Raw genomic sequence first — 13,266 nt, forward strand, 5'->3', positions numbered from 1 at the left:
CCGTGTTGGGCCCAGAAAGGGGGGGGGGGGGTTGCTACCGAAAAGACCTTTCCCGCCGACGGCCCCTCGGCTTTGGGTGCGCCCCAGCTGAGCCTCAGCCGAGCCTCAGCTTCCGGTGGCCCTCAGCCCTCAGCCTCCGGTAACCCTCAGCTCCCGGTGACCCGCAGCATCGCCCACATCGCTGCCGTCGCGGCCACGACGGTCGCCGGTGCGGTCAGCAGCCCCAGGCGGGTGAACACCCCCAGGTCGGAGCCGGTCTCCGGGTCGTGGCGGTGGACTATGCGCCGCCACAGCAGGGTGGCGAGGGAGCCGACATAGGTGAGGTTGGGGCCCAGGTTGACACCGATCAACACGGCGAGCACGGGCCCGGGGCCGCCACCGGAGGCGATCGGCAGCAGCGCCAGCACGGCGGGCAGGTTGTTGATCAGGTTGGCCAGCACCGCCGCGACCGCCGCGATCCCCAGCAGCGCGGGCAGGCCCGCCCCGGTGGGCAGCACCTGGCCCAGCGCCTCCTGGAGGCCGCCCGCCAGCACGGCCTGGACCACCACCCCGAGCGCCAGCACGAACAGGCAGAACAGCGGCCCGGTCGCGCCGATCGCCTCCCTTACGGTCGCCCGACGGTGCCGCAGCGCCCTTACGGTGAGCACGAGGGCGCCCGCCCAGGCCGCCCACTGGGGGTCGAGGCCCGCCAGCGAGGTCCCGACGAACCCGGCGAGGGTCAGCAGCAGCACCGTCACCGCGAACACCGGCACCCGGGGCCAGTCGGCGGGCGGGGGCTCGCTCGTCCCGGCGGCCAGATCGTCGGCGAAGAAGCGGCGGAAGACCAGGTACTCGATGCCGATGGTCACCAACCAGGCGGGCCCCATCAGCACGGCGAACCGGGTGAAGGAGACCCCGCCGGCCTCCAGGGCGAGCAGATTGGTGAGGTTGGAGACCGGGAGGAGCAGGGACGCCGAGTTCGACAGATGGGCGCACGCGTACACATGCGGCCGGGACCGCGCCCCGAGCCGGGCCGCCGTGGCGAACACCACGGGCGTGAGCAGCACCACGGTGGCGTCCAGGCTCAGCACGGCGGTGACGGCGGCCGCGACGGCGAAGACCCCGCCCAGGAGCCGGTCCGTACGCCCCGCGCAGGCCCGCGCCACGGCCTGTCCCGCCGCCTCGAAGAGCCCCTCGTCCGCGCACATCCTTGCCAGCAGCAGTACGGCGGCCAGAAAACCCACGACGGGCAGCAGTTCCCGGGCCTCCGCCCAGGCCCGGGCGGGCGAGACCGCCCCGATGGCCACCACGATCCCGGCGGCGGGTACGGCCGCGACCGCTTCCGGCAGGCCCCGGGGCCGTACCACCGCGAAAGCCAGTACGCCGAGGAGCAGGGCGACAGCGAGGGTCTCGGCGACGGCGGTACTCAGAACGGGCTCCGGGGAAGGGTGCGATCAACACACCCATGATGCGGCATCGTGCGCCGCGGCCCCGGTCGGCGGGTTCGGGTGGGTGGGCGACGGGCCGTGACGCCTGCGGCGGGCTGTTCCCCTCCCCGCCCCTTCCCGATACCAGGGGCTCCGCCCCTGGACCCGGACGCCCTTCGGGCGTGTCCTCAAGCTCCCCCAGCGACCGCTGGGAGGTGCCCCCTGACGGGCTGAAATCAGCCCCTCCGGCGTTTGAGGAGCTGGGTCCGGGGCCGAGCCCCGGTTTTGGGGGTCAGGCGGTCCTGGGGAAGCTGACCTCCACTCGGCGGTTGCGCTTGCGGCCCTCCTCGGTCGCGTTGTCCGCGATCGGGTACTGCTCGCCGTAGCCGCGGATCTCGTAGTTCACGGACGGGTCGAGGTCCTCGGCGAGCGCCTGCTGCACCGCGTTGGCCCGCTGCTTGGACAGCACAATCCCGTGGCCCGCGGAGCCCAGGTCGTCGGTGAAGCCGAAGACGCGGACGCTCTTGGCGTTCTGCCGCTCGGCCTCGGAGGCGATCTCCTTGATCCGGGCCCGTGCGTCGCCGCCCAGCTTCGCGCTGTCCTTGCCGAAGAGCACCTCGGCCTGGAGCGCGAACTTCACCTTGGCGTTGGTGTCCTCCCGCCGCTCGTCGCCGTCGTCCGTCTCGACCACGGACTTGATGTCCAGGACCCGGCCGGGCGCCAGCTTGGCGCCCTCGGGCATCTTCAGATCGGAGTCATCGGCGTCGATCTTCACCGGCGGGGTGGTGTCGGCGGGCGCGCCGGGGCCGCTGTCCGCGTGGGCGGGCGGCGCCGGGGCGGTGAGGGTGACCAGGAGCGCGGTGGAGGCCAGCGCGGCCAGCACGGGGCCGCGGCGCGCGGGGCGGGCCGTCGTCTGCGGTGTCATGGCGCGGCTCACCCGGAGAGGGTGATGCTGACGGACGGCATGGTCGGGATCTGGAAGTCGATCTCTTTGACGCTCTTCGGCGGGGCCGGGAACTGCGCGAACAGCGGACGGCTCTCATTGGGCTTGATCGCGGAGAGCCCCGTGGTGCACAGGCACTGGCCGTCGGTGTCCCTCAGGACGAGATAGCGCTTCTTGCCCTTCTCGTCGACCAGGGACGCGCCGGAGACGGACGGGTTGGGCTTCACGTCGGTCTCCTTCGAGCGCCAGGCGAACGCGGTGAAGAGCTGGCTGCCGTGGTTGGTGACGGTGGCGTTCACGGTCACGAACCCGCCGTCGTCGCGCACCGCGGAGTGCAGGGTGATGACGACCCCGCCGGGCCCCTTCATCTCGCCGATGGTCTTGGAGGAGTCCGCCGCGGGCTCCTGCTCGTCGCCATTGTCCTTGCCCGCGGTCGACGTCCGGTCAGCGGCGTCATCGGGCTTCTTGTCGCCGTCGCCGTTGCCGCACCCGGCCACGGCGAGGGCCAGGGCCGCGGCGAGCGCCGTCGCGGCGGCCCCCCTCCGGGCCTTCGTCGTGTGCCGAATGCTCATCGCTCGCTGTCCTTTGCTCTTCTGCTCTTCTGCTCTTCGTTCGCTCGTCAGTCGGCCGTCAGTCGGCCAGGTGCACGGAGAAGAGGTCCTTGGCGTCGGGGAAGAGATCGAGACGCGTCGGGTCGATGGTCAGGTCGGTCCCGTCGCAGACGAGGTCGATGGGCGGCTTGTCGTCCTTACCGCCGTCGCCGCCCTTGCCGTCGTCCTTACCGTCGTCATCCTTGCCGCCACCGCCGTCGTCGGGCCGTTCGGTCGGCGGGGCGGGCGGCTCGGCCGTACAGCGCGGGGTGACGACTGCCTTGGCCGTCGCCTCCCCGTACTTGCTCTCCGTGCCGGGGATGACGGTCTTGCCCACGGGCTTGTGCGTCTTCACGGTGACGGTGAAGGACGTCGGCAGGAAGTCGGGCCCGCGGCAGTCGGTCACATCCGCCCCGTTCTGGTCGGCGAACCACTGCGCCTGGTCACAGGCGTTGGTGCCGCCCAGTCCCCGTCCGTCCAGCAGGTCGTCCCATGCGCTGCCGTTGGCGATCGCCTCCAGGAACCCCTTGCGCAACTGGTCGCGGTAGTCCTGGGCAGCCGCGAGGGCCGCCGCGTCGGCGGCGGTCTGTCCGCCGTTGCGGGTGGCTCCGGCCTGGCCGACGGCGAAGAGAGCGAGCGCCAGGAAGAGCAGGCCCGCCACCGCCGTAATGTAGATCGGAAATGCCTGCCCCGCGTCGCTTCCGAGGTCGCGGCGGGTCTTCATGCGGCCGGTCAGATGCCGACGACCTGTGCGACCTTGTTGGAGATGGCGTTTGCGATCTCGCTGCCGATGTCCGTGCTGGACACAACCAGGACGATGGCGACCACCACGGCGATGATCCCCAGGTATTCGATCGAGGTCTGCCCCCGATCGTTCCGCATGACGCGCTTCCCCATTGTGTTCCCCTCCATGGGCTGCCGTCCCTGTGTGGTCCGGCGACTCAACCCCCGTGGTGTCGCTCGCGACACGAGCAAAGTACGCCGAAACAGCCGTCTCGGAACAGTGCCCTAGGAAGCATTGACTTCCCCGTTCACCACGTTCGAACCGTGGGCGTGACGACCAACCCCGACCGCGCATCCGTCTCACCCCCTCCCGCACCGAGGAGTTCTCCGTCGACGACTGTCCCACATTCAATTGCAACCGCGAAGGAGCTTCACCTAAAAGAGACCGTCAGTCCCCGGTCACCGAGCCGAAGTCGGTGCCCGAGCCGATGAAGAACCCCGCGACGAGCAACACCATGGTTCCGGGCACCATGAAGGTCGTGATGACCATGGTCGCCTTCGGCACCGCGCGGGCCGCGCGCCGCCGGGCGTTCTGGGCGTCCGTACGGCGCATGTCGTTCGCAATGGCGATCAACGTTTCGACGATCGGAGCGCCCAGCTCCTCGCCCTGCTGAAGGGCGGTGACGAACTGCGCGACCTGTTCTGAGTCATTACGTTTACGTAGCTCCTCGAACGCCTGACGGCGGCTGACCCCCATGTCCATTTGCCGAAGTGTGATGCGAAGTTCATCCGCCCAGGGACCCTCATACTTCTCGGCGACCCGGTCCAGGGCCTGCCGGAAGCTCAAACCGGCGCTCACCACGACGGCCAGAACGTCCAGAAAGTCCGGCAGCGTCCGCTCGATCGCGTCCTTGCGCTCGCGCACCGCCGCCCAGATGCCCACCTCGATCCAGAACAGCCCGAACGCCACCAGCAGCAGTGCCAGCAGGATTTGACCCTTGACCAGCATCACCAGCGCCCCGACGAAGCCGAGCGCCCCGTAGACCGCCCGCCGGGCGGCGTAGCGATCCACCGTCAGACCGCCCGGGTTGCCCGCCAGATCGATCCGGCGGCGGACCCGGGCCACCCGCTTCTCGCCCATCAGCCGCAGCACCAGCGGGGCGTAGCGCATGCCCAGCCGGTCGACGGCCGAGCCGACCACGGTCGCCCGGCTGGAGCCGACCTCCAGGGCCACGGCCAGATCGCTGGGCAGCTTGGCCTCGCTGCGGTACAGCGTGATGCCGTAGGCGATGCCCGCCACCGCGAGACCGGCCGCCAGCGCCAGCAGCAGTGCCATCTCCCTCACGTCCCCTTCACCTGGATTGGCTGGTACGTCGGTCTCGGACGGTCCTAGACGTCGATCTTGGACATGCGGCGGATGAGGAAGAAGCCGATCCCGTACAGGCAGAAGGCCACGACCACCGCCGCCTGCCCCCAGAAGGACGAGGTCATCCGGTCCAGCGAACCGGCCGAGATCCGGTTCATCAGCAGCAGCGTCCCGATCCCCAGCAGCGGTACGACATAGGCGGTGACGGTCACCTGCGAGAGCTGGGTGCGCACCTCCCGCCGGGTCTCCTTGCGCTCCTCCAGCGTCTGGGTGAGGTTGCGCAGCGAGCTGACCACGGTCCCGCCCGCGCGGTTGGACAGCACCAGCGTGGTGACCAGCACCACCAGCTCCCGGGACGGCAGGCGCTCGGCCAGCTCCTCCAGCGCGTCGTCGATCGAGTGGCCGACGGCCAGCTTGGCCGCGACCTTGGCCAGCTCCTCGCCCGCCGGTGCCTCCATCTCGTCCGCCGCCATGCCGAGCGCGGTGCGCAGCGCCAGCCCGGCCTGGGTGGCGTTGGCCAGGATCCGCGACAGTTCCGGCAGTTGGTTGATGAAGCGCTCTATCCGCTTCTGGCGCTGCCAGCTGAGGAACGCGAAGGACCCCCAGACCGCGACCACCGCCGCTATCGGGCCGAAGAACGCCGCGAGGAACGACGCCGCGATCAGCCACAGCCCGGCCGCCGCCCCCGCCGTGTAGACGAAGAACTCCCCCGGGGTGATCTCCAGGCCGGTGGCCGCCAGCCGCAGCTCCAGCTTCCGGCCCAGGGAGGTGGTGCGCAGCCGCCGGTCGACACCCGAGAAGCGGCGCGCACGGGCGGTGCCCGGCAGCGGGCCGGTCTCCGACAGCCGGTCGATCAGCGCGCGCTGCTGCTCCTTGCCGCGTACGTAGGTGTGCACGCCCACGACGCCCAGCGCGCCGCACACCAGCGTCGCGCCGAGGGCGGCCGTCGCGAGATGGTCCATGGGCCCTGCTACCTCCGGTCCCTGGGGTCGAACGGGGGTCGGTCCTGTGGGGGTCGGCCGAACGGGGGCCGATCGTGCGGCGGCCGGTCGTACGGGTCGTACCCGGCCGCGCGGGTGGCCAGCTGTGCCGGGAAGGCGGCCACGCCGAAGGCGGGCGGCACCGATTCGCTGGCCATGCGCAGCCGCTCGGCGACCCGCTCCGGCAGCGGGAAGTAGCCGAACCGCCCGTGCACCACCCGGTCCGCGCCCATCGGCTGGGCGTCGAAGCGGCAGACGGTGGCGATGCGGTACGACTCGTGGCCATGGCTGTCGAGCAGCGCGATCTCGCTGATCCGCCGTGAGCCGTCGGCGTGCCGGACGAGCTGGACGATGCAGTCCACCGCGCTGTTGATCTGGTCCCGCAGCGCCTCGTAGGGGATCGCCACGTCCGACATGGAGGCGAGCGTCTGGAGCCGCATCAGCGCGTCCTCGGCGCTGTTGGCGTGCACGGTGGCCAGCGAACCGTCGTGGCCGGTGGACATGGCCTGGAGCATGTCGAGGGTCTCACCGCCGCGCACCTCGCCGACGATGATGCGGTCGGGGCGCATCCGGAGGGAGTTGCGGACCAGGTCGCGGATGGTGATCCGGCCCTTGCCCTCGACGTTGGGCGGCCGGGACTCCAGCCGGATGACATGGCTCTGCTGGAGCTGGAGCTCGGCGGCGTCCTCGACGGTGATGATGCGCTCCCCGTCCGGGATCAGCCCGGAGAGTGCGTTGAGCAGCGTGGTCTTGCCGGAGCCCGTGGGACCGGAGACCACCACGTTGAACTTGGCCCGCACCAGCGCCGCGAGCAGCATCAGCATCTGCTCGTCCAGCGTGCCCATGCCGATCAGCTCATGGAGGGTGTAGGCGCGGGGGAAGCGGCGGATGGTGAGCGTGGCGCCGGTGAGGGCGAGCGGCGGGATGATCACGTTGACGCGCTCACCGGACGGGAGCCGGGCGTCGACCATCGGATTCGACTCGTCCACCCGGCGGTTGACCGTGGAGACGATGCGCTCGATGGTCTGCATCAGCTGCTCTTCGGAGGCGAAGCGGACGGGGACCAGCTCGACCCGGCCCGCGCGCTCCACGAAGATCTGGTCCGGGCCGTTGACCATGATCTCGGTGATGGAGGCGTCCTCGAGGAGCGGTTCGAGCACCCCGAGGCCGAGCGCCTCGTCCACCACCCGGCGGATCAGCTGGGAGCGCTCGCTGGTGGACAGCACCGGGCCCTCGCGGCTGATGATGTGGCCGAGCACGCGCTCCAGGCGGGAGCGGCGCTCGGCGGTGGAGAGCGACGACATCTCCGCGAGGTCGATCTCCTCCAGCAGCTTGGCGCGGTAGGCGGAGACGAGGTGCCCGTCCTGGCGCCCGCTGCCCTCGCCCGGCCCCTCGGGCGCGGTGATACGGGCCCGCAGACTCATCGTTCGCCTCCCAACGCGGCAGGGGCGACGCCACCGTCTCCCTCATCGCAGGGCATGGTGGCGCTCTTCTCGGCGCTGCCGAAGTCGAAGCCGGGGATGATGGAGGGGATCTCCACGGTCGCGGTGGCCTGCGCCTCCCCGCCTCCGCAGCCCCCGCTGCCGATGCTCGCCCCGTCGGCCAGCCACCCGCTCATCGCCGCCTTACCGGCGGCCTGCGGGCTGGTCCGCGGCTCGTCCAGGGAGACCGTCCGCGCCGCCGCCCGCGCCGCGGTCCCGGCCTGCTGCGCGGCGTACGCGGCGATGCCGAGCTGTACGGCGGCGAGCGCGACGAGGATGAGGATCGGCAGAAACCCGAGGAACTCGATGGACGCGGACCCCCGGTCCCGGCCGGAGGCGAGCCACGCACGCATGTGGTGACGGGTCATCTCAGCCTCCTCCGCCCGCCAGGTCGGTCTCGTCCGCCGCGCCCGCGGTGCCCGTGACCGTCCAGGGGAAGTCGGCGGCGCCCGGGAAGAGGATCGGGACGTGGAGCCTGACCGTGGCCTTGTAGACCGTGCCGTCGCCGCCGCCGCAGTCGATGTCGGCCGTCCAGGAGCCGGGGATGTCCTTCGCCGCCGCGTCCTGGCAGGCGCCCGCGCCCTTGGCTGCGCCCGCGCGGGCGCCCTTGTCGGCGGAGTTGCCCGCCAGCGAATACGTGTAGCCCACCAGCACCAGCTGCCAGATGACCGCGAGCACAATCAGCGCCAGCGGCAGGACGCCTAGGAACTCGACCGTCACCTGGCCGCGGTCGCCGCCGCCCCGCTTGCGCAGGAAGCCCCTGGTGGACGGCGGGGCGATCTCGTTCAGCGCGTCGGTGCCGTCGCCCACGCTGCCCTGCGCCGGGTCGCCGCCCGCCTCTATGGCATGGCGCCGCCGCAACCCCGGCAGGGCCCGCTCGCCGCCGCCCCCGGCCGCGTGGCCGCCCCGGTGGCCGGCGCGGCGACCGCCGCCCGGGGGTGCCGCCTCCACCAGGCCCAGCTCACCGGCCAGCCCCCACAGCGCCTGTTTGACGGCCGACTTGGCGTCCAGGTCGTGCATCCGGCCCGAGTCGACGGCGGGCTGAAGCTCCTTGAATCCGGCCGGGATCGCCGTACGCGCCACCGTCGTGCCGGTGGCCCGCTGGACCAGCTGCGGCTGGATCTCCGCGCTGCGCGAGTGCCGGTTGACCACGGTCACGGTCTCCTCCGCCTTGCGGATCTGGAGCCGGTCCCACAGCCGCACCATGCGCTTGGCGGCGCGCACCGCGACCACGTCCGGGGTGGTCACCAGCAGCGCGATGTCCGCGAGCTCCACGGCGGCGGCGCCCGCGGAGGTCATCTGCGTACCGCAGTCGACGACCACGACCTCGAACCGCGACCGCAGCGCGCCGATGACCTGCCGGGCGGTGCCGTCGGTCACCTCCTCGCCGCGCTCGCCCTCGCCCGGCGCGAGCAGCAGCCCGAGCCCGGTCTGGTGGGTGAACACCGCGTCCTGGAGCACCCGCGGCGAGATGTCGCTGATCTGCGCCAGATCGGCGATCGAGCGCCGGAACTGGACGTCGAGGTACGAGGCGATGTCCCCGGACTGGAGGTCCATGTCGACCAGCGCGACCTTACGGCCGGCGGCGCGCGCGGCGAGCGCGAGCTGTACGGCGGTGACGGTGGTGCCGACCCCGCCCTTGGCGCCCGCGACCGCGACCAGCTTGCCGCCGGGCCCGGTGGGATACGGATCGCCGCCGCCCCCGAGATGGCGCCGCACACCGGTGGCCCACTGGGCGGCGCCCTGCACACGGGTCGCCAGCTCCTCGTACGCCAGCGGTATCCCGGCGATGCCGCGGGCCCCGGCGTCCATGGCGGCCGAGTACAGCGCGGGTCCCGCGTCGGCGGTCACCAGCACCACGCCCACCGCCGGGAAGCGCAGCGCGATCTCGCGGATCAGCTCCAGCGCCGGGGCCGGGCCGATGCGCTCATGGACGAGGACGACCTCCGGCAGCTCCTCCAGGGAGGCGGCGGCCAGCGAGGCGAGGGTGTCGAGCAGCAGGGTCGAGTCGCCCACCGGCGCCGACGGTTCGACACCGGGCAACTGGCCGAGCAGCCCGCTGAGGGAGCGGGCGGCGTCGGGGTCGCCGACGGCCGGCAGAATTCTGATCGTCACCGCGGCACCTCCTCACTCATTTGTCGCCGTCGAGGGTGTAGGTGCGGTCGTCGGGGTCTATGGAGGGGCCCCCGCCGGGCGCGACCAGCGCGAGCCGCACATGCGAGGCGAACGACTCGGCGTACGCGACGCGCTGGGCGTTCCTGGTGTCGAGCGCGAAGGTGATCGGCACGGCCTCGTTGATCCGCCGCTTGTCGTCCTGGTCGGGCTCCAGGGCGGTGATCTTGCCGAGGTCGAGCACCTCGGCGCCCGCGACGATCAGCTTGGAGACCGGCTTCTCGCCCTGGGTGTCGCCCTCGAAGGTGGCGTAGATGTTGACCCGCGCCCCCGGGGTGATCTTGCCCGCGACGCCGGTCGCCGCGTCGACCATGATCGCGATCTCCTGCTGCCCGGGCTTCAGGGCGGGCCGGTTCACGATCATGTCGCGCTGGAGCAGCGACCCCTTGGTCAGCTGGGTCACCGCGATCTTCCCGCGTAGCTCGTCGAGATCGGTGACGGCAGTGGAGGGCACATAGCGCTTGGGCATCGAGACCTTCTCGAACTCCCCGGCCTCCAGCGCCTTGTACGGCTTGACGTCCGAGGTGAGCTTGTAGGCCGTGGTCTCGGGGCCGACCTTCGACTCCACGTCGTTGACGACGGAGAGGACTCCGGCGAAGGCGCCGACGGCGCACAGGACCGACAGGAGCAGCAGGATGACTCCGCGGCGCTGGCGTGAATTCATGGGTCGCACAACCTCGTTCGGGGACGTTTACCGGCTGGTCAGGGCGGGACGTTGGGACGTGAGCAGTGGGGGGATCTCATCGCCGCGGGCCACCGGGCAGGAGCAGAAGGCACAGCGGTCGCCGATGAGTTCGAAGCCGCACCAGTGGCACTCCTCTCTCCGTACGGAGGCCACGAGCTGGTAGAGGACCGAGAGGTCGGGGATGGCCGCGGCGAACTCGATCAGCTTCGGGGTGCCCCACCAGCGCGCCGACTCGGCGGGCAGCGGCACCTCCTCCACGCCGCGTACGCCCCAGGCGGGGGCGAGGGCGCCGGTGACCCAGTCGTCTCGGCCCGCGCCGCCGCCTCCGTAGCCATGGCTGCCGAGCTGGCCCCGGGCGATCGTCATGGAGGTGGCGTACCCGGGGGCGGGCAGCTCGGTCGCGCCGCCGACCTTGACCAGATGCGGGGTGGGGTGGGCGAGCACCCCGAAGTGGGCGCCGGGCACCCAGGACTTGACGTGCGAGGTGAGGCTGACCGGGACCCGGTCCAGCTTGGCGACGCTGCCCAGCAGGGCGCCCGCGTGGATGTAGTGGGAGAGCAGCCGGGCGGCGCACGCCAGGACGCCGGGGCTGAAGTCGGATATGGACAGCTGGCGCAGCTGACGGGCTAATACGGCCACGGCCAGCGGCGGGAGTTCGAGCGGCAGCAGCGCCATCCGGTCGCTCTCCAGTACGGAGCGCACGGTGTGCAGCCTGCGGACCACGGCCGCGGGGGTCGCGGCGGGGTAGAGCACGACGAGATAGCCCTGCTGGTCGAGGAGGGTCCCGACCTCGGCGAGGGCGTCGTCGAGTGACTGTGCGTCCGGCGGGCGGAGCACTACGGCCGACGGGGTCTGCCCGTCGGGCGGCGGAAGCACCAGCTCGCGGCCGGTGACTGCTATCGCGGTGGGCACGTCGGCTACCCCGTCTCACATCGGCGCCGAGCGGCGGCGGCCGCAGGTCGTTACTGCCCCTGTCTCTTACTGCCCCTGTCCTGGTGCGTCGTCACTTTATCCACGAAAACGGCGTGAGAGAACAGTTCCTCTGGGTTACGCACCCCGGGCCCGATCCTTCGGCGTGCGCAGCCCCTTGACAAGGGCATTGGTCTGGACCACGTTACGTTCACACGGTGGCCACCGTCCGCAATCTCCTCCTTCACGCCGGCTTCCCAACGGATTCCCCCACGGAGGCAGTCATGGACCGTGCCCCACACCCCCGCCCCACCCGACTCAGACGCAACGTCGCCCGGCTGACCAGCGCGTTCGCCACCATCGCCCTGGGCGCCACCGGCCTTGCCGCCCTCGGCGGCGGCACCGCGACCGCCGCGGCCGCCAACCTCGCCCAGAACCCCGGCTTCGAGTCCGGCCTCAGCGGCTGGACCTGCTCGGCGGCGAGCGGCACCACCGTCGCGAGCCCCGTCCACGGCGGCTCGGCCGCCCTCAAGGCCACCCCGGCGGGCTCGGACAACGCCCGCTGCGCCCAGACCGTGGCCGTCAAGCCCAACTCCTCGTACACCCTCAGCGCCTGGGTCCAGGGCAGCTATGTGTACCTCGGCGCGAGCGGCACCGGCACCACCGACGTCTCCACCTGGACGCCCTCCGCGACCGGCTGGCAGCAGCTCAGCACGAGCTTCACCACCGGCGCGGGCACCACCTCGGTGACCGTCTACACCCACGGCTGGTACGGCCAGCCCGCCTACTACGCCGACGACATCAGCCTGACCGGCCCCGGCGGCGACCCCGGCGACCCGGTGCCGGGCGCTCCGAGCGGCCTCAAGGCCGGCGCCGTCACCTCGTCCTCCGTCGATCTCTCCTGGTCCCCGGTGACCGGCGCGACCGGCTACAACGTCTACCGCGACGGCTCCAAGGTGCAGTCGGTCGGCGGCACTTCCGCGACCGTGACCGGACTGGCGCCGTCCACCTCGTACCAGTTCCAGGTCACCGCCACCAACGCGGCGGGCGAGTCGCCCAGGTCGGCCGCCATCACGGCCACCACCTCGGCCGGCGGCGACGGGGGCGGCGGCACCGTGCCCAAGCACGCGGTCACCGGCTACTGGCAGAACTTCAACAACGGCGCGGCCGTGCAAAAGCTGCGGGACGTCCAGGACCAGTACGACATCATCGCGGTGGCCTTCGCGGACGCCACCGGCACCCCAGGAGCGGTCGACTTCACCCTCGACCCCGCCGTCGGCTACGGCAGCGAGCAGCAGTTCAAGGACGACATCAAGGCCAAGCAGGCGGCCGGGAAGTCCGTCGTGATCTCCATCGGCGGCCAGAACGGCACGGTCTCGATCAACGACTCGGCCTCCGCGAACAACTTCGCCAACTCCGTCTACGCCCTGATGCGCGAATACGGCTTCAACGGCGTCGACATCGACCTGGAGAACGGCCTCAACGCCACCTATATGACCCAGGCGCTGCGCTCCCTGTCGGCGAAGGCCGGGTCCGGCCTGGTGATCACCATGGCCCCGCAGACCATCGACATGCAGTCCACGTCCAACGCCTACTTCCAGACGGCGCTGAACATCAAGGACATCCTGACGGTGGTCAATATGCAGTACTACAACAGCGGCTCGATGCTGGGCTGTGACGGCAAGGTCTACTCACAGGGCTCGGTCGACTTCCTGACCGCCCTGGCCTGCATCCAGTTGGAGGGCGGTCTCTCCCCGTCCCAGGTCGGCCTGGGCCTGCCCGCCTCGACGCGGGGCGCGGGCAGCGGCTATGTCTCCCCGACGGTCGTGAACAACGCCCTGGACTGTCTGGCCCGCGGCACGAACTGCGGCTCCTTCAAACCGTCCCGGACCTACCCGGGTCTGCGCGGCGCGATGACCTGGTCCACCAACTGGGACGCGACGGCGGGCAACGCGTGGTCGAACGCGGTGGGCCCCAAGGTCCACGGTCTGCCTTAGCGTGACGCGGCCCC

The 13,266-nt window shown here is 71.4% G+C and carries 13 protein-coding genes; 1 reads left to right on the plus strand and 12 read right to left on the minus strand.

Annotated elements, in window-relative coordinates; genetic code table 11:
- Positions 1-146: 146 nt before the first annotated feature.
- The 12 genes from ACT2CW_RS12760 to ACT2CW_RS12815 form a co-directional block, all read right to left on the minus strand.
- The gene (locus tag ACT2CW_RS12760) at positions 147-1,409 is read right to left on the minus strand and encodes an SLC13 family permease (protein WP_182473452.1); all 1,263 of its coding nucleotides are present in this window, start codon (positions 1,407-1,409) and stop codon (positions 147-149) included.
- 289 nt (positions 1,410-1,698) lie between these two features.
- Positions 1,699-2,331, minus strand: a complete 633-nt coding sequence (locus ACT2CW_RS12765; RefSeq protein WP_164428665.1) for an OmpA family protein — start codon at positions 2,329-2,331, stop codon at positions 1,699-1,701.
- Positions 2,332-2,339: 8 nt separating this feature from the next.
- Positions 2,340-2,921: a hypothetical protein gene (locus tag ACT2CW_RS12770; RefSeq protein WP_414084554.1), complete on the minus strand. Its 582-nt coding sequence runs from the start codon at positions 2,919-2,921 to the stop codon at positions 2,340-2,342.
- Positions 2,922-2,979: 58 nt separating this feature from the next.
- Positions 2,980-3,663 (minus strand): pilus assembly protein TadG-related protein, encoded by a 684-nt coding sequence (locus tag ACT2CW_RS12775; protein WP_445516596.1) that lies wholly within the window; start codon positions 3,661-3,663, stop codon positions 2,980-2,982.
- 8 nt (positions 3,664-3,671) lie between these two features.
- On the minus strand, positions 3,672-3,836 hold the full coding sequence (locus ACT2CW_RS12780; protein ID WP_037950645.1) for a Flp family type IVb pilin: 165 nt from the start codon (positions 3,834-3,836) through the stop codon (positions 3,672-3,674).
- Positions 3,837-4,110: 274 nt separating this feature from the next.
- On the minus strand, positions 4,111-4,998 hold the full coding sequence (locus ACT2CW_RS12785; protein ID WP_138914033.1) for a DUF5936 domain-containing protein: 888 nt from the start codon (positions 4,996-4,998) through the stop codon (positions 4,111-4,113).
- Positions 4,999-5,051: 53 nt separating this feature from the next.
- Positions 5,052-5,990, minus strand: coding sequence for a type II secretion system F family protein (locus ACT2CW_RS12790; RefSeq protein WP_044570692.1), 939 nt, complete (start codon positions 5,988-5,990; stop codon positions 5,052-5,054).
- A gap of 8 nt (positions 5,991-5,998) precedes the next feature.
- On the minus strand, positions 5,999-7,432 hold the full coding sequence (locus ACT2CW_RS12795) for a CpaF family protein (RefSeq protein ID WP_138914035.1): 1,434 nt from the start codon (positions 7,430-7,432) through the stop codon (positions 5,999-6,001).
- A complete protein-coding gene (locus ACT2CW_RS12800; protein WP_445516597.1) occupies positions 7,429-7,857 on the minus strand; it encodes a TadE/TadG family type IV pilus assembly protein in 429 nt (142 codons plus the stop codon). The genes ACT2CW_RS12795 and ACT2CW_RS12800 overlap by 4 nt, the downstream gene beginning before the upstream one ends.
- 1 nt (position 7,858) lies before the next feature.
- The gene (locus tag ACT2CW_RS12805) at positions 7,859-9,604 is read right to left on the minus strand and encodes an AAA family ATPase (protein ID WP_445516598.1); all 1,746 of its coding nucleotides are present in this window, start codon (positions 9,602-9,604) and stop codon (positions 7,859-7,861) included.
- 16 nt (positions 9,605-9,620) lie between these two features.
- Positions 9,621-10,325 (minus strand): Flp pilus assembly protein CpaB, encoded by a 705-nt coding sequence (cpaB, locus tag ACT2CW_RS12810; protein WP_037950665.1) that lies wholly within the window; start codon positions 10,323-10,325, stop codon positions 9,621-9,623.
- Positions 10,326-10,352: 27 nt separating this feature from the next.
- Positions 10,353-11,258 carry a hypothetical protein gene (locus ACT2CW_RS12815; RefSeq protein WP_445516599.1) on the minus strand — a complete coding sequence of 302 codons (906 nt, stop codon included), beginning with the start codon at positions 11,256-11,258 and terminating at the stop codon, positions 10,353-10,355.
- 281 nt (positions 11,259-11,539) lie between these two features.
- Between ACT2CW_RS12815 and ACT2CW_RS12820 the strand changes: the two genes are divergently transcribed.
- Positions 11,540-13,252: a chitinase gene (locus ACT2CW_RS12820; protein WP_445516600.1), complete on the plus strand. Its 1,713-nt coding sequence runs from the start codon at positions 11,540-11,542 to the stop codon at positions 13,250-13,252.
- Positions 13,253-13,266 lie beyond the last annotated feature (14 nt).

The sequence above is a fragment of the Streptomyces sp. NEAU-174 genome (assembly GCF_052665095.1).